General features: G+C 61.4%; 27 protein-coding genes. 10 read left to right on the forward strand and 17 right to left on the reverse strand.

Going from position 1 to position 20,862, the window contains the following annotated elements; all coding sequences use genetic code 11:
- Positions 1-25 precede the first annotated feature (25 nt).
- The 4 genes from E2I15_RS12850 to E2I15_RS12865 all read right to left on the reverse strand — a co-directional run bounded on the left by E2I15_RS12850 (position 26) and on the right by E2I15_RS12865 (position 5,097).
- The gene (locus E2I15_RS12850; RefSeq protein WP_137478597.1) at positions 26-1,279 is read right to left on the reverse strand and encodes an ABC transporter substrate-binding protein; all 1,254 of its coding nucleotides are present in this window, start codon (positions 1,277-1,279) and stop codon (positions 26-28) included.
- Positions 1,280-1,346: 67 nt separating this feature from the next.
- On the reverse strand, positions 1,347-3,737 hold the full coding sequence (locus E2I15_RS12855) for a xanthine dehydrogenase family protein molybdopterin-binding subunit (protein WP_137478598.1): 2,391 nt from the start codon (positions 3,735-3,737) through the stop codon (positions 1,347-1,349).
- Positions 3,734-4,219 (reverse strand): (2Fe-2S)-binding protein, encoded by a 486-nt coding sequence (locus tag E2I15_RS12860; RefSeq protein WP_137478599.1) that lies wholly within the window; start codon positions 4,217-4,219, stop codon positions 3,734-3,736. The genes E2I15_RS12855 and E2I15_RS12860 overlap by 4 nt, the downstream gene beginning before the upstream one ends.
- Complete coding sequence (locus tag E2I15_RS12865) at positions 4,216-5,097, reverse strand: FAD binding domain-containing protein (protein ID WP_137478806.1); 882 nt, start codon at positions 5,095-5,097, stop codon at positions 4,216-4,218. The genes E2I15_RS12860 and E2I15_RS12865 overlap by 4 nt, the downstream gene beginning before the upstream one ends.
- A gap of 169 nt (positions 5,098-5,266) precedes the next feature.
- Between E2I15_RS12865 and E2I15_RS12870 the strand changes: the two genes are divergently transcribed.
- Both E2I15_RS12870 and E2I15_RS12875 read left to right on the forward strand, forming a co-directional pair.
- On the forward strand, positions 5,267-6,364 hold the full coding sequence (locus E2I15_RS12870) for an LLM class flavin-dependent oxidoreductase (protein ID WP_137478600.1): 1,098 nt from the start codon (positions 5,267-5,269) through the stop codon (positions 6,362-6,364).
- A gap of 12 nt (positions 6,365-6,376) precedes the next feature.
- Positions 6,377-7,252, forward strand: a complete 876-nt coding sequence (locus E2I15_RS12875; protein WP_137478601.1) for a polysaccharide deacetylase family protein — start codon at positions 6,377-6,379, stop codon at positions 7,250-7,252.
- A 6-nt stretch (positions 7,253-7,258) separates the two neighbouring features.
- Here E2I15_RS12875 and E2I15_RS12880 read toward each other — a convergent pair whose 3' ends face one another.
- The 7 genes from E2I15_RS12880 to E2I15_RS12910 form a co-directional block, all read right to left on the reverse strand.
- Positions 7,259-7,945, reverse strand: coding sequence for a TetR/AcrR family transcriptional regulator (locus E2I15_RS12880; RefSeq protein ID WP_018272811.1), 687 nt, complete (start codon positions 7,943-7,945; stop codon positions 7,259-7,261).
- The gene (locus E2I15_RS12885) at positions 7,942-8,496 is read right to left on the reverse strand and encodes a flavin reductase family protein (RefSeq protein ID WP_137478602.1); all 555 of its coding nucleotides are present in this window, start codon (positions 8,494-8,496) and stop codon (positions 7,942-7,944) included. Before E2I15_RS12885 ends, E2I15_RS12880 begins: the two co-directional genes overlap by 4 nt.
- A 10-nt stretch (positions 8,497-8,506) precedes the next feature.
- Positions 8,507-9,682 carry an acyl-CoA dehydrogenase family protein gene (locus tag E2I15_RS12890; RefSeq protein WP_137478807.1) on the reverse strand — a complete coding sequence of 392 codons (1,176 nt, stop codon included), beginning with the start codon at positions 9,680-9,682 and terminating at the stop codon, positions 8,507-8,509.
- Between the two features lie 394 nt (positions 9,683-10,076).
- Positions 10,077-10,505 (reverse strand): GNAT family N-acetyltransferase, encoded by a 429-nt coding sequence (locus E2I15_RS12895; protein ID WP_137478603.1) that lies wholly within the window; start codon positions 10,503-10,505, stop codon positions 10,077-10,079.
- Between the two features lie 81 nt (positions 10,506-10,586).
- Positions 10,587-10,880, reverse strand: coding sequence for a hypothetical protein (locus tag E2I15_RS12900; RefSeq protein ID WP_196238905.1), 294 nt, complete (start codon positions 10,878-10,880; stop codon positions 10,587-10,589).
- 4 nt (positions 10,881-10,884) lie between these two features.
- Entirely contained in the window at positions 10,885-11,121 is a 237-nt protein-coding gene (locus tag E2I15_RS12905; protein WP_092125851.1) for a hypothetical protein, read from the reverse strand.
- A 339-nt stretch (positions 11,122-11,460) separates the two neighbouring features.
- Positions 11,461-11,715 carry a hypothetical protein gene (locus tag E2I15_RS12910; protein ID WP_137478604.1) on the reverse strand — a complete coding sequence of 85 codons (255 nt, stop codon included), beginning with the start codon at positions 11,713-11,715 and terminating at the stop codon, positions 11,461-11,463.
- Between the two features lie 876 nt (positions 11,716-12,591).
- On the opposite strand from E2I15_RS12910, the gene E2I15_RS12915 reads away from it, so the two are divergent.
- On the forward strand, positions 12,592-12,777 hold the full coding sequence (locus tag E2I15_RS12915) for a hypothetical protein (RefSeq protein ID WP_137478605.1): 186 nt from the start codon (positions 12,592-12,594) through the stop codon (positions 12,775-12,777).
- 100 nt (positions 12,778-12,877) lie between these two features.
- Here the strand turns inward: E2I15_RS12915 and E2I15_RS12920 are convergent, their stop codons facing one another.
- The gene (locus tag E2I15_RS12920) at positions 12,878-13,180 is read right to left on the reverse strand and encodes a hypothetical protein (RefSeq protein ID WP_137478808.1); all 303 of its coding nucleotides are present in this window, start codon (positions 13,178-13,180) and stop codon (positions 12,878-12,880) included.
- Between the two features lie 206 nt (positions 13,181-13,386).
- On the opposite strand from E2I15_RS12920, the gene E2I15_RS12925 reads away from it, so the two are divergent.
- Positions 13,387-13,647: a hypothetical protein gene (locus E2I15_RS12925; RefSeq protein ID WP_038379158.1), complete on the forward strand. Its 261-nt coding sequence runs from the start codon at positions 13,387-13,389 to the stop codon at positions 13,645-13,647.
- A gap of 27 nt (positions 13,648-13,674) precedes the next feature.
- On the opposite strand, the gene E2I15_RS12930 is transcribed toward E2I15_RS12925, so the two are convergent.
- Complete coding sequence (locus E2I15_RS12930) at positions 13,675-14,028, reverse strand: phasin (RefSeq protein ID WP_016847366.1); 354 nt, start codon at positions 14,026-14,028, stop codon at positions 13,675-13,677.
- 219 nt (positions 14,029-14,247) lie between these two features.
- On the opposite strand from E2I15_RS12930, the gene E2I15_RS12935 reads away from it, so the two are divergent.
- Positions 14,248-14,433, forward strand: coding sequence for a hypothetical protein (locus tag E2I15_RS12935; RefSeq protein WP_018272817.1), 186 nt, complete (start codon positions 14,248-14,250; stop codon positions 14,431-14,433).
- A 13-nt stretch (positions 14,434-14,446) separates the two neighbouring features.
- Here E2I15_RS12935 and E2I15_RS12940 read toward each other — a convergent pair whose 3' ends face one another.
- From E2I15_RS12940 to E2I15_RS12950, 3 genes are all read right to left on the reverse strand, one after another.
- A complete protein-coding gene (locus E2I15_RS12940; protein ID WP_018272818.1) occupies positions 14,447-14,650 on the reverse strand; it encodes a hypothetical protein in 204 nt (67 codons plus the stop codon).
- 143 nt (positions 14,651-14,793) lie between these two features.
- A complete protein-coding gene (locus tag E2I15_RS12945; RefSeq protein WP_137478606.1) occupies positions 14,794-15,927 on the reverse strand; it encodes an alpha-hydroxy acid oxidase in 1,134 nt (377 codons plus the stop codon).
- Between the two features lie 165 nt (positions 15,928-16,092).
- Positions 16,093-17,112 (reverse strand): GlxA family transcriptional regulator, encoded by a 1,020-nt coding sequence (locus E2I15_RS12950; protein WP_018272820.1) that lies wholly within the window; start codon positions 17,110-17,112, stop codon positions 16,093-16,095.
- Between the two features lie 63 nt (positions 17,113-17,175).
- Here E2I15_RS12950 and E2I15_RS12955 point away from each other — a divergent pair, with 63 nt between their 5' ends.
- Genes E2I15_RS12955 through E2I15_RS12970 form a run of 4 tightly spaced genes read left to right on the forward strand, consistent with a single transcriptional unit; the run spans position 17,176 to position 20,279 of the window.
- Positions 17,176-17,889 (forward strand): hypothetical protein, encoded by a 714-nt coding sequence (locus E2I15_RS12955; RefSeq protein ID WP_170991489.1) that lies wholly within the window; start codon positions 17,176-17,178, stop codon positions 17,887-17,889.
- On the forward strand, positions 17,889-19,181 hold the full coding sequence (locus E2I15_RS12960) for an MFS transporter (protein ID WP_137478608.1): 1,293 nt from the start codon (positions 17,889-17,891) through the stop codon (positions 19,179-19,181). Before E2I15_RS12955 ends, E2I15_RS12960 begins: the two co-directional genes overlap by 1 nt.
- Before the next feature lie 40 nt (positions 19,182-19,221).
- Positions 19,222-19,962 (forward strand): YqcI/YcgG family protein, encoded by a 741-nt coding sequence (locus E2I15_RS12965; RefSeq protein WP_229188818.1) that lies wholly within the window; start codon positions 19,222-19,224, stop codon positions 19,960-19,962.
- Complete coding sequence (locus E2I15_RS12970; protein WP_038379151.1) at positions 19,959-20,279, forward strand: cupin domain-containing protein; 321 nt, start codon at positions 19,959-19,961, stop codon at positions 20,277-20,279. The genes E2I15_RS12965 and E2I15_RS12970 overlap by 4 nt, the downstream gene beginning before the upstream one ends.
- A 25-nt stretch (positions 20,280-20,304) precedes the next feature.
- Here the strand turns inward: E2I15_RS12970 and E2I15_RS12975 are convergent, their stop codons facing one another.
- The gene (locus E2I15_RS12975; RefSeq protein ID WP_016847357.1) at positions 20,305-20,487 is read right to left on the reverse strand and encodes a hypothetical protein; all 183 of its coding nucleotides are present in this window, start codon (positions 20,485-20,487) and stop codon (positions 20,305-20,307) included.
- A gap of 25 nt (positions 20,488-20,512) precedes the next feature.
- Here E2I15_RS12975 and E2I15_RS12980 point away from each other — a divergent pair, with 25 nt between their 5' ends.
- Positions 20,513-20,698, forward strand: a complete 186-nt coding sequence (locus E2I15_RS12980; RefSeq protein ID WP_016847356.1) for a hypothetical protein — start codon at positions 20,513-20,515, stop codon at positions 20,696-20,698.
- Positions 20,699-20,862 lie beyond the last annotated feature (164 nt).

The raw sequence follows: 20,862 nt of genomic DNA on the forward strand, positions 1-20,862 counted from the left end.
CCCGCGGTGCGCGCCGACGCATGACTCAGCTCTTGTGGCCAAGCGCGTCGCAGGTACGCAGGTTCTTCTCGTCAGGCTCCTCGGTCGATAGAACCTCGAACACATCCGACTCGTTCTTCATGTCCTTGGACTTCGACTTGATCACGAGCACCGATTGCACCGACTGGTGATCGCATTTGCGATAGTATTGCGGCCCCTTGTAGTAGTCGTACTTCAGGGCCTCCAACGCCGCGACGACCTTGTCGGTCTCCACGCTGCCCGCGCCCTTGACCGCCTCGAGCACCGTCCGAACACCGCCATAGCCGAGCGCGCCGTAGTCGGTAGGCAACTTGCCGTCATACATCTTGCGGAACGCGTCGTTGAACGCCTTGGTCGAGGCGAACTTGTCCTCGATGCCCCAGAAGAACGAGCAGCCGCCGACGACGCCTTCGAATGCCTGAGGGCCCGCCGCAACGCGACTGGCGTGCGACAGCAGCGGCGCGATGATCTGGATCGATTTCTTGATGCCGAAGTCGGTTGCCTGTTTCAGTGCGATTTGCTGGTCCCGGCCAAAATTGCTGATGCATAGAATATCGGGCTTCAGCGCCTGGAGACGCGGCAGCAGGGTCGAGAAATCAGTCGTCCCGAGCGGATGGCGGATGTCACCGAGATTCTCGATGTTGAATTGCTTGCCGACCTCGAGAAAGCCGCGAACCATCTCGTGACCGTAAGCATAATCCGCCGTGAGAAACGCAACCTTCTTGCCGAATTTGGTGAAGGCGTAGCGACCGACCGCCCCTGACGTCATATGCGGGTTCAGCGCTTCGTGGAACGTGTATTTGCTGAAATCTGCCGCCTCGTTGATGGCGTCGGACTGACTGATCGAATTGAAGATGACGCCGCGCTCCTTGGTGACGTTGTTGATCGCGAGCTGAACCGCCGCGGACAGACTGCCGACGACGAAATTCACCTTCTCCTTCTCGACCAATTCCAGGGTCCGCGTCGCCGCCTCGCCGGGATTCAGCTTGTCGTCGCGCACCACGAGCTCGGCCTTGCGGCCGTTGAGACCGCCAGCATCATTGAACTGGGCCACAGCAAGCTGACCCGCCCGCACCTGGTCCTGGGCCTCGGCGCCGTATGGACCGGTCAAAGGAACCGGGAAGCCGATCTTGATGGGCGCTTCCTGGGCCTGAAGCAGATTGATGCGAAAAGGCGAGACGGCGAGAACGGCGCCGGCGCTTGCCGTCGTCAGCAGACGACGCCGTGATATCGATCCAGCTTTGGTGACCTTCTTCGTCATGACTATTCCTCCCCAAGAACTGTCTGCGTTTTGCTTATCGTATTATCGTTGCCCGGAACGTCTCCGCTCAGATCCGTCTCAAGGCGGTCAGGATAACCTGAGGCGTGAGCGGAATCTCGGTAATTGTTGCGTCAAACGGCCGGAGCGCGTCATTGACTGCGTTGGCAACCGCCGCTGCCGCACCGGCCGTCCCCGCCTCCCCTGCCCCTTTGGCTCCCAGCTCCGATTCCTGCGTCGGAGACACCACGTGGCCGACCTCGATATCGGGCATCTCTCCGGACATCGGGACCAGATAGTCCGCCATATTGGCATTGGTCAGCTGACCGCGTTCGTCGTAGATGCACTTCTCGAACAGCGCCGCGCCGAGCCCCTGCACGACCCCGCCCCGGATCTGCTCGTCGACCAGTTGCGGGTTGATGATGGTGCCGCAGTCTTCGACAACCCAATGCTTCAGCAGCTTGACGAACCCGGTCTCGGTATCGACCTCGAGCCATGAGGCTTGAACGCCGTTGGTGAACGCAAAGGGATATTGGCGCGGAACGAAATGCCGGGTCGCCATCAATTCGGGCTGTATGCCGGGAGGCAGGGTGTCCGGCCGAAAATAGACGATCCGCGCAAGCTCGTGCAGTTCAATGCGAGGCGCGCCGTCTGCAGTGTTGACGATGCCGTTGTCGACGATATCGAGCTCGGCCGGCGTCGATTGCAGGATGGCCGCGGCGACGTTCAGAATATTCTCTCGCAGGGCCTTGGCTGCCTGCAATGCAGCTTCGCCGCCGATGCCGGCACCGCGCGAGGCCCAGGTGCCACCGCCATAGGGCGTGTTGTCGGTGTCCCCCAGGATGACGCGAACGCGTTCCATCGAAACGCCAAGCACGCTGCCGACGATCTGGGCCGTCAACGATTCCGACCCTTGCCCCTGTTCCGTGATGCTGGTCTGGCAGATCACCGACCCTTGCGCGTCGAGCCGGACCGCAACGCCATCCTGCGATGAGATTTTCGCGCCGCCCACGCCGTAGAAGGCAGCGCTGGGATTGGTCACCTCGATGACGCTCGCGATTCCGATGCCTCGATGCACGTTTCTGGCACGCAAGGCCGCTTGCTCAGCGCGCAACGCGTCGTAATCCATCATCTGAAGTAGCTTGGTCAACGAGGCGTGATGCGAGAGCTGCTCGAACTTCATGCCCGAGGGTGATGCACACGGATAGGCATCGTCGGCGATCAGATTGCGCCGCCGGATTTCGACAGGGTCCATGCCGATCTTCGCTGCCGCCAGATCGACCAGGCCTTCGGTGACCGAACAGGCGATCGGGTGTCCGACCGCCCGGTACTGGCACATCATGTTCTTGTTCTGGAAGACGACGCGCGCCCGTGCCCGATAGTTCGCCGTGACATAGGGCCCACCGACCAGATTGACCACCTGATTTGCCTCGATGGCGCTGGTGCGCGGATACATCGAATACGGGCCGATCCCCGTCAGATCGTCGATCTCGAAGGCTGTGATCGTACCGTCCGGCCTGACGCCGATCCGTCCCCTGCAACGATGATCGCGGGCGTGGATGTCCGTGTTGAAACTCTCGACGCGGTCCGCCACGAACTTGACCGGCCGGCGCAACAGCTTGGATAGCGCGTAGGTGGCCATTTCGTCGGCGTAGATATGGACCTTGATGCCGAACGAGCCGCCGACATCCTTGCAGACGACCCGGACCTGCGCTTCCCTCAACCCAAGATGCAGCGCTGCAATGTTCTGCACCATGTGGGGCGCCTGCGTGCCCTGATAGATCGTGAGCCGTGCCTCGGCCGCATACCAGTCGGCAACGACGGCCCGCGGTTCAAGTGTCACGCCGGTGTGGCGCCCGAATACGAAGTCGGCCTCGACGAGTTCGGACCCCGACAATGCATGATCGACGTCGCCGGCGTCGAGCATCCGCTCAAAGGCAAGATTGTCGCCGAGCGCAGCATGAATGACGGGAGCTGCCGGATCGAGCGCAGCTCGCATGTCCGTGACCGGCTCGAGCTCCTCGTAGTCGACCGAAATATGCTCCATGGCATCTTCGGCTGCAGCACGGCTGGTCGCCACAATCGCTGCAACGGCCTCACCCTGCCAGCACACGCGGTCGACCGCGATCGCGTGCTGCGGCGCTGACTTCAGTCCCTTCAGGTGCGAGAGCACCCCGACCCACGGCGTGATGACCGCTTCAAGTTCACGACCCGTGACGATGGAAATGACACCCGGCATGCGCCTTGCCGCGTCGGCGTCGATCGCTACGATTTTGGCGTGGGCATGTGGGGACCGTAGAAAAACCACATGCGCCATTCGCGGCAATTCGAGATCACTCACATATTGGCCGCGCCCCTGCAGCAACCTGTCGAGGTTCGGCCGCGGCACGGTCTTGCCGATGTAGGAATTCGGGCGATCAAGCACCGAAAGCGTGTCTGTTCGCGCCCGCGTCACCGTCATACGGCCCGCTCCGCACGCGTCTTGGCTGTCGCCTCCACCGCATCCACGATGGCCTGATAGCCTGTGCAGCGGCAATAGTTGCCGGAAAGATGCTCCCGGATCGCCCGGCGATCAGGCACGGACACATGCTTCAGCAGGTCCTGCGCCGTTATCAGCATCCCAGGCGTGCAATAGCCACACTGCAATGCATTGCGCTCGCGAAATGCTGCCTGAAGATCGGCTATTTCACCGCTGTCAGACAGCCCCTCGATTGTCTCAACAGACGCGCCCTGCGCCTGGACCGTCAGCATCAGACAGGAGCGAACGATCTCGCCATCGAGCCGGACCGTGCAGGCGCCGCAAACGCCGTGCTCGCACCCAACGTGGGTTCCTGTCAGCTTGAGATTTTCCCGAAGGAAATCAGCAAGATTGAGCCGCGGCAAGACGAAGGCATCGATGGGTTCGCCGTTGACCAGAAGCGAGACGGCTACCGGAGCGTTCACTTGCCGACTCCCGTTTCCAGTTCCGGCCGCGCGAGCAATTCTGCCACGCAGCGCCGGAGCAAGACCGTCGCGAGGTGTCGACGCATGGCTGCGGTCGCCTGCTGGTCCTCGTGTGGATCGAGTTCATCCGCCAGTGCGGTCGCCGCCTCTGCGAGCAAGGCGGGAGTTACCGTGGTATTGATCAGTTTGCCGGCGGCCGCCGCGAGCAACGGCCGATCGCCAACAGCAAAGAAGCCGAGCCGAAGAGCTGAGAATCTGCCGGCTGCAACAATAGCACGGGCAGCAAGACCAACGACAGCGTAGTCGCCATGCCGCCGGGCATACTCCTGAAAGAAAAATGTCGAGCCTTGGCCTGCGATCGGCACCTCGACCGCGACAAGCAGCTCGTCCGGCAACAGCGCCGTTTCGTAGATTCCCCTGAAAAACTCCGTCGCAGCAATCCGGCGCTCGCCGGCCGAGCCCCGAACAACGATGGTGGCGTCAAGCGCCACAACACAGGCCGGCAGCTCCGAGGCAGGATCGGCGTGAGCGAGGCTACCGCCGATCGTTCCGCGATTGCGAATTGCGGGATGGGCAACGTGGGCAACGGCATCGCGCAACAGCCGCGCCTGCAGTGCAATCTCCGGCGATCTGAGCAGATCGACGTGCCGGGTCAACGCGCCAACGACCAGCACGTCTCCCCTCACGGTGATGCCGCGCAACTCGGCGAGGCCGCCGATATCGACCAGAATGTCCGGCGACAGGAGCCGCAGGTTCATCGCCGGCATCAGGCTCTGACCTCCCGACAGAACCTTCGCCTTGTCGCCGTGCATGGCGAGCAGCTCCAGCGCATTCACGACGCTGGTCGCGCGGGCGTAGGCGAAAGCCGCAGCTTTCATGTGGGCGTGGCCTCCCGGGCCCAATTTTGGTTTGCCCGATTAGAGGGCCGCCGTCTTCAAAGGTCAAGCTTGTTTATCGAGTGATTATTTGTGCGGTAGGGCTTGTCTTGGCCTCGGGAAGGACGCAGGTTCCTTGCCAACCAAAGTTCAAATCGCGGGGAGGCGGATCATGAAGCTCGGTTTTTTTACGATGCCGATCCATCCTCTCGACAAGGATTGGCGGCAATCGCTCCGGGAAGATCGTGAGGCTTTTCTGCTCGCGGATGAGCTCGGGTTCACCGAAGCGTATGTCGGCGAGCACGTCACCGACAAGGCCGAGAACATCACCTCAAGCATCGCCTTTATTGCCTGGCTTGCAGCCGCAACCAAGCAGATCAAGCTTGGAACTGGCACCATCAACATGCCAAACACGCATCCGGCAGCAGTCGCAGCGGCCGTCGCCATGCTCGATCACATGCTTGATGGCCGCTTCATCCTTGGAATCAGTCCTGGTGGATTGCTGTCGGATGCGGAGGTTTTCGGCAATCTCGATGCCGACCGCAATGCGATGTTCCTCGAAGCCATCAATCAGGTTCTTGATATATGGGCCGGTAAGCCGCCCTATGATTTGCAGGGCAAATATTGGAACATCTCAGTCAAAAGAACTCAGATCGAGGACATCGGCCAGGGAATCGTCGCTCGCCCTTTGCAGGCCCCTCACCCGCCAATCGTGGTGACCGCGGTTGCGCCATTCTCAAAGGGCGTCACGGAGGCGGCGGCGCGCGGCTGGGATCCGATTTCGGCGAACTTCCTGATGCCTGCCTGGGTGAAGAGCCACTGGCCGAAATATGTCGAGGGTTGTGCGCGCGTGAACCGGGCAGCCGAACCTGGCAATTGGCGTGTCGCCAAAAGCGTGTTCGTGGCAAAGGATGCAGCAACCGCGAAGGCCTATGCCACACCGCCTGATAGTCCCTACGTGTACTATTATCACCAACTGTTCACGAAGCTGAGGCGCAGTGGCCGGCTCGAGTTGTTCAAGACGCGACGGGATCAACCCGACGCTGAGGTTACACTGGAATCGATCTGCGACAAATTGATCATCTACGGCACGCCCGAAAGCGTGGCTGACCAGCTGCTGGCGTTCCAGGAAGAGATTGGTACCTTTGGAACCCTGCTTTACGCCGGCAAGGACTGGAAAGATCGCGAGCTTGGCCGTCAATCGATGATCCTGATGGCCGAGAAAGTCCTGCCGCGGATCAATGCCGCCGCTGCCGGATCATCGACGTGAAGGAGGTTCGACATGGCCCTTACTGATCGCATTCCGTACCAGGCGCAGGTTGACCGACCGAAACTGACATTGCCTGACGGAAAGAAGCTTGCCGTGTGGGTCATCCTCAATGTCGAGGAATGGCGCATCGAGAATGCGATGCCACGCACCGTGCTGAGCCCGCCGATGGGGCAGCCCCTGCTGCCCGACGTGCCGAACTGGTCGTGGCATGAGTACGGCATGCGCGCCGGCTTCTGGCGGCAGTTCAAAGCTCTCACCGATCGAAAGATACCGGTGACGCTGGCTGCAAACGCCAACGTCTGCTACAGCTATCCGCGTGTGGCGTCGGCGGCGCGCGAGGCGGGCTTCGAATTCATGGGACATGGGTTCGTTCAGGGCCCGATGCACAAGGTCGAGAACCAGGCGGACGCAATCAAGCGCGCGGTCGACACGATTGTTGGATTCACCGGCAAGCCGCCGCGATCATGGGAAAGCCCGGGCCTGACCGAAACCGAAGAAACGCTCGATCTTCTGCGCCTCAACGGGATCGAATACGTGGCCGATTGGGTGATCGACGATCTTCCCCAGGACATCGTCACGCCGCACGGCACCGTGACGACGATTCCCTATTCGGTCGAGACCAACGACATTGTCATTCACGCGCTGCAACACCTTCCGTCGGAACAGTTCCTGACGCGCTGCACTGACCAGTTCGATCGGCTGTACCTCGAGGGCGCAGAGAACGCGCGGATTATGGCCATCTCGGTGCACCCCTACATCACTGGCGTGCCTCATCGTATCAAGTACCTCGAGGCCCTGCTCGATTACGTTATCGGCCATGACGGCGTCGCCCTCATGACGGCAAGCGAGATCGGAGACTGGTATCGGGGTCAGATGGCGATAATGTAGCGCGGCTCAGCCGACGACCTTGATCGGCGCCCGTCGACGATCGGTCGCGCTCTCCGCCATCCTCTCAAATCCCGCGAGGAAGATATCCAGCGCGTCACTGATCATTTGCGCCTTGTCCTCGAGGACAGGCGCTTCGTAGATGTACTTGCGTACGCCATAGTAGAAGATGCCGCCGTGAAACACCCAGGCCAACTCGAGTTCTGCGGCGCTGGGCCTGCCTTGCGTCGCAAGGCCGGCATCGTGGCGGCATTCCCTGAGAATGCGCGTCAGGATCTTGTCCTTGACCATGCCAACATACCAGCGATTGATATCGAGGCCCTTGAGGCCGGAGTAGAGATAGATACGGAGCCATCTTCGGTTGAAGATCGCGTCGGTATAGATTTCGTAAAATTCCTGAAGCCGCACGCGGAGCGGACGCGACCGATCCGAGAGCAGCTTCTCCCAGCCGATTTCAAGCGGTTCGAGATATACCTTTCGGTAGACTTCCTTGATGAGATCGTCCTTGCTCGGAAAGTAGCGGTAAAGCAGCGGCTGCGTTACGCCGAGCTTGTGAGCAAGGGCACGCGTGCCGCCGCCAAATCCCTCCTCCGCAAATAGCTCGGTTGCCTTGGTAACGAATTCACTGCGACGATCGACAGCTGATAGTCGCCTCTGCTTGGCACGAACGCGCTTGACGGGCGTCTTTCGATTCATGATGTCTTGTCACCACCGTCGGCCAGGAACCGGCCAAAACCTCCGCGCGCGAACAACAGCGGATTGTTCCGGTTATAGTCGTAGGCTTCCACCGCGCCCAGGAAAATGACGTGATCCCCGCCATAGTAGCGGTTGGCGGCACGGCATTGGAAATTCGCGACCACATCGGCAAGCACGGGAGCATTCCCGAGACCCGGCGTCCAGCTCACGCCCGCGAACTTGTCACCCGACGATCTGGCAAACTGCATCGCCAGCGCCTGCTGCGACGCGTCTAGAACGTTGACCGTAAAATGACTGGCATTCTGAAAGATCGGCAGCCCCTGCGAAAACATGCCCAGGCTCCACAGCACCAGTGGCGGGTTGAGCGACACTGATGCAAAGGAATTACAGGTAATTCCATACGGCCTTCCTTCAGCCGACATCGCGGTGACTATCGTCACACCTGTTGCGAACGTGCCGAGCGCATTGCGGAAATCACGGGGATCGATCGCCGAGCTATCGCTTGCGAGCTCACTGGCGGGATCCAGCGGATGTTTGGGCGAGTCGGACATCCGGCTAACCTCAAAGCGTCAGGTTTTCGGACGGCAGTCCCAGAGCCACCCGCCCGTAATTGGTGCCCGCCGCGTCGAAATTGAACGCGAGATGCGAATTCACCGCATGCGCGTCGCGGAATTGGCGCTGCAACGCTCCCGAGGTAAACAGGCTGCGTGCGCCGCCCGCCGCGAATAGAAGAGATACCGCCTCGGTGCACAAATTGACCGCGAACGCACCGTCGCGCCGGAGCTTCGTCTTCGCGGCCATCCCCGGGATGTCGCCACGCCGGACCTCCGCAAGCGCCTCGACACAGTTGGTGCGCATGATCAACCGCGCGGCATCTATCTTCGCCGACGCTTCGGCGATCTTGATCTGTGTGCTTTGCAGGTCCCCGATCTTGGCCCGGTTATATGTCGAAGCGCGGTGTCGCGCGATCTCGACATAGTCATCAAGGCAAGCCTGTGCATTTCCCAAACCAACCCCGGACAGCACATAGGGAAACAACGAAAAGACCGGAAGCATGTAGAGCGCATTTGGATTGACGACACTGCCCGGCGTCGCACCTCCCGCAAGATCGCTGACGGCAACCGTCATATGCTCGGGAACGAATGCGTCGGTTACCCGCACGTCGTTCGACCCCGTCCCGCGCAAACCAGCCGCATTCCAGGTGTCGTCGATGCTGTAGTCCCGCCTGTTCAACAGGAATAGACGATACTCGACACCATCGGCCTCATCATCCGAGGCGACCACGCTCGCGAGCATGTTCCATCCGCAGGATTCCACCCCGGACGAAAACGGCCAATGACCACTCAGAACATATCCGCCACCTGCCTTCCTCGCACGACCTGCCGGGAAGACAAAGGAAGACGCGATCAGCGCATCCGGATCCTCTCCCCACACCGCGCTCTGCGCTTCGGGGGCGAACATACCCAGCATCCAGTGGTGACTTGCAAGGTTGGCAAAATTCCAGGACACCGAGGCGTCTCCCCGCCCGAGGGCATCGGCGCAGTCGACCAGTGCAACATAGTCGAGCTCGCTGCCTCCGACGCGCTTGGGCTGCAGGATCCGGAAAAGGCCGCTTTCAAGCAAATCCCGCTCGGTCTCCGGCGGCAATCTGCGCAACTCTTCAGTCCGCGATGCCCGTTCGCGCAAAGCCGGAACGAGCGCCCCGGCCCGTGCGACCATGACCGAATAACGATCCATATCCGGGCCTGGCTGTACCTGCGTGTCGAGCCCGCGGCCAACCTCAACCATGGTCTCTTCCTTCGCTCGATCTCCAAGAGATTTGCGCGTGCGATCGAGCCGTCAACTCAGTTTATCGATCGATCACCAGAGATCAAGATGCGCAAGCCTCCATTTCGCGAATTCAACGCTCAGAATCCGCGACTGCCGCCGGAAACGCCTCCAGCGATGCTTCGTTCGCATTGCATAAGCCCATTCTAGCATTCCCGCGCCCAAGATTCGATGCCGGCAATGACCGGCGCTTGCCGAAGGGGCGCTTCCCATGACCAGAAACGCAAAAAAGCCCGGTGGCCGAGGCCACCGGGCGCTCCACGTCATCGAATTGTTCGCAACAACCCGAACCAGGTCGTAGGACCTAGACGAGTTCCTTCCGCCAATACAGCGTGTGCTGCCATGCCCAGGGCGAGAGAGGTTCGAAGAGCCGATATCCCAGCCGGATAAAATTGTTGGCCGAGAAAATGTTATCGGTGGTATCCGAAACGATCGCCCTCCAGCCGGCACGCCGCGCTCGCGCTTCCAACGCGCGAGTAAGCCGCACCTGCAGGCCGTGGCCGCAGTGTGGCATCACGACGCCAACGCGGCACAGATATCCAGCATTTGTAACATGGGTTGAAGGAACGACACCCGCGAATGCGATTGGCTTCGCTCCACGGAACGCAATCCACCAATATCCTTGCTCGAAGTCCGGTGCACGGGTCCCGTCGCAGAATATCAGCTGGTGAAGCTCGGCGAGCGAGTCCGCCACCGCTTCGTCCTGGGTTTCGACCTCGCGTATCCGATACATTTCTGCGCCTCAATAATTCTGCTGTCCGCCAAGACGCCCAGATCTAGGGCAAGGACATCAATCCGCTCCGCGCTCTGCGAGTCACTTTCCGAGCGTGGCCTTGATGCCCAACCAAACGGCTCCGAGAAAACCCGTGGCAATCACAGTTATCACCGCCTTGAATGTGTAGCTTTGCGCCTGCTCGACGCTTCGTCGCCACCGCCGGAGATGCTGAAAATCCGCGCGCAGCTCGCGTCGGTCCCCCTCTTCGAAACCGAATGAAGTGAGGACAGTCGCAATAGTCTTGACCACCACGGCGTCGATATCGCTTCGTCGTACCCGGTCTTGCTCAATCAACGTTTCCATCACGATCGCCTTGACATCAGCTTCGTGCATGCGGTCACCGTCGAATGATGCGTGCGACATTCTCGAACGTGCGTTTTCCAAAATAGAAACCCATGATCATGCCAGCCCAGGTGCTTACGTCTCCCGCGAGTTGCGGCGTCGTTCCAAGACCGAGAACCTTGTCCCACACGACGCATTTCCCAGATCCGCGGCCGCCGAACGCCCCCTTGTATCGCGCCGGTCGAAGCAGCGGCTCGAACACCTTTGCGGTCGGAATTTTCAGGATCGACAAGGCTGCTCTCGATAGGGCAAAGCGGCTCGCACGCCCGCCTGGCGCCGAGCGGTGATCATCTCGCTTGAATGGTCATTGACGAGGGCGCGCTCTGATCAAGTCGGCGAGCCATGACAAGGCCAATCCCGCTTGCGTGGCGGCGCTCTGCTTGACACGCCATGATTGATATCATGCCGGCTAGCACGTAGGTAGGAGCAGCCCAGCAGACCCGGGCACACGATGCCGCGAGTGGCCCCGATAGCGGTCCGAGTTCTCGATGACGTAATTGAACGTATCGGAAGGACTTGCGGCAAAGCAATTCAAGCCATCCATGGGTCGGGTGAACTGCGGCCGCTGCTCTCAGGTATCGTCGCCGTCAATCTCCTCGGGCTCAACGATGACTCGCTCGATGCGGTGCACAAGTTCGAGCGCTCCATCGCCGTTTTCGATCGCCTGCGGCGCTTTGCCCCAGCCGCGATCGAGGATGGCATTGGCCGCGGAGACGCGGGCGGCCGGGGTGGCGCTGGTCGATCGCATCACGCCGACGAGTGCGTTGAGTGTGGTTCTCGTATGGCTCCGCGCGAGTGAGCGGATCTGGGTGATCGTCTTCGCCAAGCTATTTCTCCTCCCAATCGGACGGGAGATATTCGCTCGGAGCCGTGTCGACATCACTCGTGTCAGGATCGGGCAACGCCGAGCGAAATGCGATCGTGGGAAAATCCGTTCGTTCGCGTGCGTGACGCGGACGGGGGATGAACGGTATGATCTCTGCGCTCATGCAAACTCCGACAATGCAATGGCGATCAAGCCCGCGAGCGCGAGCGATATCAGATAAGCGGTCATGCAACCTCGTTGATGGGCCGTCGGCGCGCTAAGACGACCATGGAATGAATGTGCGGCAGATCGCGCAGCGGACGGCGATCTTTTGGGGCGCGAACCTTATCCCTGACAAGTGGGGCCGCGGGCGGCGCCGGCTTGCGCCGCGCCGCAGGACCGGCACGTTCGCGCGCACCGGCCAATTCGTTGCTCTTTTCAAAGGGTTCGGACGGCGGCGCGCTTGCGACGCTCAGGCGACGGGCTGGGAGGATGTGGCGTCGTGACGGTGCGGCCGCCGTCCGATTGGTGAAACGGCAAAGAAAAAGCCCGCCGCGGATTGCTCCGCGCGGGCTCTACAATTTCTGATTTTCGGATTATGCCCCTGAGTTGCCCGACGTGTCAAACCCTTTTTCGGGCTGAATGCGATCGGTAAAATGCGATGCGTCGGCTTCGACGATGAGCAACCGCCTTGAGCGAAAGTTTGCGCATTGATCCGGAATCGCAATGCGAGCCGGCGCCAATCGCCTATGCTTACTGCGATGATGTCAGTGTGCCGCTGAGTTGCCCGACGCGTCAAGCGGACAGCTCACAATATTTGTATCGACATCAAGACAGTTTTGGCTCGCGTCGGTCGAACTGACCCGCGCCGCATTTGATTGCAAGGAGGAAGCGTCGATGTATTTCGTTGCTGCCGTGCTCGCGGTCCTGTCCGGCCTGTTCTACGCCGCGGGTCATCATCAGATCGGCTCTCTCGGTGCCACCATGTGCCAGTATGGCGGCACGTTCTGCGATAGTCCGGTGCTGGTTCTCGTCGGTGCAGGATTTGCAGCAGCGTGGGGTATGCTGGTCAGCGTTCGCTGATCATCCCGCGATATTTCCGACGATGATTTTGTGCCGCTGATTTGCCCGACGAGTCAATTCCTGCGCCGAGGTCGGGATGCGATCCCGCGAGCGCCCGCATCTATTGCGGCGTGCTCGGGTTTGCCGGATGAGCGGGCTTTGGGCCCGGTGGAACAGGCTCGATCGGCGCCTTGGGCTCGGTCGGTATGACCTTTGCGCCAGCCGCGCGCGCCGCCTCACCGGTCGTTGAGTAGTTGGCCGAAGCGGCCGGCTGCACGTTCGGCTTGTTCCACGGACCGTGATCCACGATCAGCATGCCGAGCACGCCGAGGATCGCAACCACGGCCGCGACCAACAGCGGCGTGCCACCATGCCGGTTTCGATGCTTGACCGAACCGCCATCCGCAATGCCATGCGCCCGCATTGTCATGATCGCCTCCTCCACGGAAACAAGCCGCGACGCGCGCGTAAGTTTCCGGTTCCCGGATGTGAAAGCGAGGCATGTCGGTGGAACCAATCCACCGCTGCGGAATTTCTCGGATATGTGGCCGCCACCGCCGTTCAAAACGTGCGGATAGCAAAGTTGGCGGTCACTTGGCGTCGGTCATCAATCAAATCGTGGCACCGCACATGAGCTCCGAAATACCTGAGTCCCCGCTTCAGCCCACACTCGGTGAGCGGGCCATCGACACCGCGACGGACGTTTCGCGTACGATCACGGAGGTGTCGGACGGACTTCGAGCGGCCGCCGATCGCCTCGGCGACGCCATCGCGACCTCGCGCCGACCGGGCGGAGCCCTGGCCACCGTGAGTGCGGTCACGCGCGAAGCGCCGCTCGCAAGCCTGTTCGTCGCGTTTCTGCTCGGCGTTGCCGTCGCGCGCCGGCGCTAAAGCGTCGATAGGCCGCGAAAGCCGTCCCTAGAACTTGCCCTTCGTCGCGTCCTTGGTCGCCGACATCACGCTACCGCTGATCTGCCGCATATGTTCGCCGGCATTGGTAAACTGGCTGCGCAGGAATTCCGACTGGATCCGCATCGCCTCCTGCAGATCCGTTGCGTGCACGAGCTTGCGTGCATGCTCGAACGCTGCCTTCATGTTCTGCTCGGTGAACGACAGCGCTTGTTTGGAGATCTCGGTCCCGGCGCCCGGCATCGACGTCATCGACTTGCTCGCGGCATCAAAGAACAAGCTGAAGGCCTGTTCGGCCTGGTCGATGGTCTTTTCCGCGAGATCGCGCAACTCGGCGGGAACTTCAAGCTTTGGCTCAATCATGATCGCGCCCCCTGAAATAAGCGTCTGGCGAGGTTAGCATAGATTGTGACGGCGTCAGCGCCGGATCGCGAGCTATAAAAGACCTCACCCGCTCCGGCCAATCGAGGAAAAATTACCTAGCCGCAGCTAACAGCCGATTCCAATCATGTCAGCACTGTGGCATAGTGATTCGGCTTCTTCGTCGGTCGCGTTCGCGTCTCTGGGGAATAAGGGGATCCGATGCTGCGCGCCGTTCGTCCAACACCGACCTGCACCCGGTTCAAAACCAGCATAGAGATGCCGTGCATGAAGTGCGGCACGCAAATGCGGCTTGCCTTGATCGAGCCGCGCGACCAAGTCTACGACGTGCTGACCTATCAGTGCACGCCCTGCAATTCCGGTGAAAGCTTCCTGAACGCGCGCTAGGCCGGACGCCCGTTCAGTCGCTCAGCACGGCGGCTCCCGCCTCCGTCAACCCGGGTTCATCGTCATGCAGTTCGATCAGACCGAGCTCAGCGAGGACGTGCAGATCCTCATCGCTGACCGGTGACAATTTGAGCCTGCCGGCCTGGATATCCCGCAAGGTCCAGCGCAAGCCGATCGCGCGCTCGAGTGAAAATTCCGCGAATGGATTATTTGCCATCCGCCTCGACTAGTGGGGCATTTGGATCAGACTTTGTCGTTGCCGCGGCGGCTTCATGGACACCACAGATTGATGGCGGCTAGCGTGATCGAGGCGCACATTGCCTCGATCGCGCCAGCACTTCATGCATCGCTCGCAGCGACTCAGTAGCGGTAGGGATCGATATCGAGAAGCGGGAATGCGCTGAACACGCTCGGCGAATTGGTCGGCATCGCCGGATGCAGGTAGGACTTGTCCAGTTCGGCAAAGCTGGTGACGCCGAGCAGACCGAGGCAGCGGATCACCTCATCCTCGAGCAGTTCAAGCATCCGGACAATGCCGGCCTCGCCGGCCGCGGCGAGCGCCCAGCACTGCAGGCGGCCGATGCCGACAAGATCAGCGCCCGAAATGACAGCCTTCACAATGTCGGTGCCGCGGCAGAACGAGCCGTCGACCATGATCTTGGCACGACCGGCGACCGCCTGAACGATCTCGGGCAGGACATGCATGGACCCACGGCCATGGTCGAGCTGTCGGCCACCATGATTGGAGACGTAGATCCAGTCGACCCCGTGGTCGAGGGCGATCTTGGCGTCTTCGGCGGTGGCGATCCCCTTGAGGATAAGTGGAATCTTGAATTTGTCCTTGATCAACTTCACCGTCCGCCATTCCAGCCCCTTCTGGAAATCGCCGCCGGTGGCGCGGATGCGGCTGTCGCGGACATAGCGCTTGGCTATGTCACGCTCGCGCCGGCTGTAATGGGCGGTGTCGACGGTGAGGCAGAACGCGGCGTAACCGTTGTCGATGCTGCGGCTGACCACATCCTCGACAAAGGCATCGTCGCCGCGCACATAGAGCTGGAAGATGCGAAGCGCGTCCTGTGCCGCCTTGGCGGTGTTCTCCAGCCCTGGCTCGGACACCGAACTCAGCATGTGCGCCGCGCCGAACGTTCCCGCTCCGCGCGCGACGGCCGCGCCCGCATCCGGATCGAAGATCTCGAGCGCGCCGACCGGGGCGATCATCACGGGAAGCCGGAGCTTGCGTCCGAATACCACGGTGGAAGAATCGACGTTGATGACGTTGCGAAGGACGCGCGGCCGGAACGCGATCTCGTCGAGCGCCATTCTGTTGCGGCGCATCGTGGTCTCGGTCTCCGAGGCGCCGACGATGTAGTCCCAGGCGTTCTGATTCAGCTTGGCGCGGGCCTTTCGCGCGAATTCGTGCAGGTTCTGGAATTCCTCGCCGCTCGCGCCGAGTTCGACATTGCGCGCCTGTCGAATGGGGGTCCCGTCATTCATGGTGTTTCTTCTCCCGATTTGGCCGGCACATTAGCCGCAGACAAACCGGAAAAGCTACCACCTTGAGCCACGAATCCGGCCAGCGAAGGCCAGCTATTCGCTCGTGAGATAGATCGGCTTTCGACGCGAAGCGGTCCGCATCCGGATGGCCTCGCCCAAGGCGAGCTAGCTGCCCGAAAACCGGTTTCGGTACTCGGTCGGCGATACGCCGAGGTGGCGCAGGAAGGCCCGCCGCATTCGCTCGTCATCGCCAAATCCCGCGCGCTTGGCGACCTCGACCACGCCGCCGATCTGGCGGCTTTCGAGCAGCAAGCGCGCGGTCTCCACGCGCAGCGCCTCGACGCCGCTGGCCGGCGTCATGCCGGTGCGGCTGACATAGGTCCGGGCAAAGGTGCGCGGCGTCATGCCCGCCTTTTCGGCGAGGGTCTCGACCTTGAGGTCGCTCGTGATGTTCTCGATGATCCAGGCGTGCAGCGCGCTGAATCGTCCCTCGACGTCCGATGCCTGGGCGGCAAGGACGGTCGAGAATTGGCTCTGACCGCCCGGCCGTTTCAGAAACACCACAAGTCTGCGCGCGACATCAAGCGCGATGGTGTGGCCGAAATCCTCCTCGATCATGGCGAGCGCCAGATCGATGCCGGCGCTGACCCCGGCCGATGACCAGACCCGTCCGTCCTTGACGAAGATCGCGTTGGGCTCGACCCGGATATTCGGAAAGCTATCCTGCAGACGGGGACAATAACGCCAGTGCGTTGCTGCCCGCTTGCCGTCCAGAATTCCGGTCCAGGCCAGCGCAAATGCGCCAAGGCAAACCGACGCGATACGGCGCGCCTTCGGCAGCGCCTCCGCGATCCAGTTCATCAGCTTCGCGTCGTTGCGGATCTTCCAGATGCCGGGCCCGCCGGGGATCACCAGCGTGTCGACCTCGGCGGGCGCAATACTGTCGATCGGCGCCGTGTCGATCATCATGCCGACATCGGTCGGCACCAACCCACCGGAGGTCGACAGGTAGGACAGCGAGTAGTCCGGACCCGGCAGCTCGATCGCTTCCAGTTCTGCAAACACCTGCGCCGGTCCCGAGATGTCGAGCAAGGTCACACCCGGAAAGGCAACGATCGCGATCCGCCGCGTCGCTTTCTTGTCGCGCGGCTCAGGCCGGGGCGCTTTGGCAGTTTTCGAGGGCATATTGTCCTTTAAGCCATTCGAGGCTGCCCTGTATAGCTCGCAATGGAATTCTGGAGTTCTGCCATGTCGCGAAATCTGGGCAGCGGATACGAGGCGATCAAATCGCCTTGGACGGATTACGCGATCTACAGTCTACCCGATGCCTCTCGGGTGGAAGCCTGCGACCGTCAGCCGCTGATGGACGCCATGAACGGCATCATTGCCGTCAACTGGCAGGCCACCGAGCCGCACTGGACGGCAACCTCCTCGCCCTTCGACAAGAAGTATAGCCTGATCCTTGTCTACGATCGGTCTGGCCTCATTGCCTTCTCCGTCTACCGCGTCCTGGAGATGTCGGCCGGACTTGGCATCTATCGCAGCGGCACGGAAGTGCTCCCGGCGCACCAGGGCCGCGGCTTCTACGGCTTCTTCACATCGGAAGTCCTGAAATGCTCCGGGGCCGCCGCGAGAGCCGCGGGCAACGTGATCTACGGCTGGCGAACCCGCAACCCGATCGTCTGGGCAGCGAACGCTAAAATTTGCGAAAAAGTGACTCCTTCTTTGCTCGACGACACGCAGGATCTCGCCCTGCAGGCGGCCTGTATCGAGATGTGCACCTCGCTCTATCCGGGCAAGCCGCTCGAACTGCCCGACATGATCATGCGTGGCGCTTACGGCCACATTAAGCACCATCGGCAGGCCTATCATGGCACCGCGTCGCTGGTCGATGCCGCGATGTTGCGGAAGATTCCGAATTCAGCGGATGCCCTTTTCTCGGTGGGTTACGCGAGGGTGTGATGTCGATGCTCGGACAACAAGCTGTTTATGCCCCGACGTCGCGCTTCACCGATCGCGCCTATCTCGCGTGGACTGCGGTGGCCATCGCCTACGCCATTGCCTTCCTGCAGCGCGTATCGCCGCAGTCGGTCAGCCTCAGTTTCATGCACGACTTCAACACCGACGCGGCCGGCGTTGCGATGCTCGCCTCTAGCTACTTCTGGGGCTACACCTTGATGCAAATTCCGGCAGGCCTTCTGGTCGACCGTTACGGCGTCAAGCGCGTCGTCCTCGTCAGCATGATCGCCTCCTCGCTCGGCAGCGCCGCGTTCGCGCTGGCACCGAACCTGCTCGACGTTTTTGTTGCACGCCTGATCGTCGCCTGCGGCGATGCGCTGGTCTTCACCGCACTCCTGAAGCTCGTGGCACAAAGCTTCACGGATGAGCGGTTCGGCATGATGTCGGGCATTTCGCAGGTCTCGGGCTATGTCGGCGGCGTAATTGCGACCACGCCGCTTGCAGCTGCGGTTTCAGGCTTTGGCTGGCGGGCCTGCTTCCTGTTCATCGCGTGCATTGGATTGGCCAACCTCGCTTTCGCCAAGCTCGCGCTCAAGCCGGATCCGGCCTCGCACAGCAACAAGACGTTGAAGGGCGTGGTGCTCGCCGCGCGGCGATCGCTGGCTCATGTCGGGAACTGGGGTTGCGCAATGACGTTTGCGTCGCACTTCGCGGTGGTGACGACGCTGTCGGGCGTCTGGGGCATTCCGATGGTCGCGCACTTCTTCCACATCTCCCCGACGGCGGCCGGCACGCCCCTGCTCGCCTTCATGATCGGCAATGCGCTCGGCTCGATCTTCCTGGGTCACGCCGCCGATCGCGCCGCGGCGGCGCTTGACCGCGCGCTGATCGGCATTTGCGTGCTCCGCATGCTGCTAATCGCGATGCTGCTGCCGCCGATCGCCCAGACATTTGGTCTCGCCTACGTCACCGTCGTGTTTACTGTCTTGGGGCTCGTCGCCGGCGGCACCGTCCCGCTGGTGCTGAAATGCGTCAAGAAGCTCTACACCGCCGATCTGATCGGCGTAGGCGCATCCGTGAACACCACAGCCGCCGGAATCTTCGCCGGCATCTCGCAGCCCATCATCGGCTTCGCGATGCTCGCCGCCAGCAACGCCTCGGGGACCGACGCCGTACACAACACGGCCGCGATCGGCGACGGCGGCTACAGCGCCTTGATTGTCATTCTGCTTCTCATGTCGCTGCCGGGCATTGCCGGGCCGCTCTTGATGAGAAGCAAGTTGATAGCTCGTTAGTGTCGTTATGAGTGTAGGGGGTGTTATGGAGCGCTTGTTCTTGAGAAAAGGCGAAGTCGCGTCAAACTTTCCGGTCAGCAGCTGGCAGAGCGTGATGTTCTCCGAGTTTGAAGCGCAGATGAGCAGCGAGGCAAGGCCGTTCCCTTGCGTGTTCGGCGTGACCGGACATCGCCAGGATCAGCTCCGCTACCTGTTCCTCGACCCATATGATGTGGCGGTGCTGGGCGAGCAACTCGGGCAATATGTCTCGCAGGCGCGCTCGTTCGGTCCCAACACCTCGTTGATCGTGTTCACGCGACCCCGCCCGGTACAGACGCTCGATGCCTATTATCGCAAGATGTGGCTGACGCTCGACCAGCTCGCACGGCTGGACAAGAACCCGTGGCCATCGGAGATTCCGGAACAGATCGACCACCCGATGTGGGAGTTCTCGTTCGCGGGCGAGCCGATCTTCGTGGTCTGCACGACGCCCGCGCATGTGATGCGCCAGAGCCGCCGGTCCAGCGCCTTCATGCTCACATTCCAGCCGCGCTGGGTGTTCGAGAAGATCCTCGGGACGGAGAAGGCCGCGAACGCCGCGTTCGCGGAGGTGCGCAAGCGCCTGATCCCGTACGACAGCGCGAGCCCCTCTCCGCTTCTGGGCCGCTACGGTGCGACCGACGGCCGCGAGTATCTGCAGTACTTCCTGCACGACGACAACAATGCGAGCTCGGGCTGCCCCTTCGCCAAGCTCGCGCAGAACAAGACGCCACCGATCGCGAACAAGGAGCAGGCAGCATGACCCAGATCATCGCAGGCACGAAGACTGAATTTGCCATCGACCCGGAGATCCTGAACCTGCTTCCGGCCCAGGGTTCGGTCGAGCTGCAGCATGATGCGGCCGGCAAGGTGCATCAATTCCATACCCATCCGGTCGACGAGATCCTGATGATCATCAGCGGCCGGCTGCACTTCATCTGGGATGGCGGCGAGCGGGTGGTTGGCGCCGGCGACACCATCCTGCTGCCAGCCGGCACGCTGCATCAATCCGAAGCGCTCGAGGGCGGCGCAATCTATGTGATCGCGACGCAAACGCCCGCCAAGCCGATGAACAACTGACGCACAGGAAAGATTTGCGAGCACCTCAGGACAGAGAGGGATCGCGCGGCGGCTCAACCGCCAAACGTTCGACCAGCTCGATGACCTCGGAACGCTGGTCGGGCGCAAGTCGAAGGAAGGCCTTCAACAGTCGCAGGCTTTCCAGTGTTTCGCTCGATGGAGCTCCGAGCTTCTTCTGCAGCTCTGCAACGTATGTGGGATTTTTCATCTCGCACCTTAAGTGAGGATTACGAATGGCATACCCAGGTAAACGTGAAGGCTTGGCCCAGAAGGTCGACACCGCAGCACAAGAGGCCGAACGCCTCGGCCTCACCACGGCAACCCTCATCCTCCGGATGGCACGCCTCGAGATCGATCGGGCGGAGCCCGAGGAAGTTGAAAGTATGCCAAGGAACAACCTGCGCAGCAAGCCGAACTGAGTTCCCGAAACGGACCAGCTCCCGGGCCGCCGGCGACGCGCCGGGGCCTGCGACGCCTGAAAGACATCTCGCGAGGCGAGAGGCTTTCCTCTCGCCTGCGGTCAGGCTGGTTTGCGAATAGTTGATCCTCTGTGCAGGCCGAGCACGCCGGAGCGTTTTCGAGC

Origin of the sequence: Bradyrhizobium sp. BR2003 (assembly GCF_009720285.1) — a bacterium.
Classification (GTDB): domain Bacteria; phylum Pseudomonadota; class Alphaproteobacteria; order Rhizobiales; family Xanthobacteraceae; genus Bradyrhizobium; species Bradyrhizobium elkanii.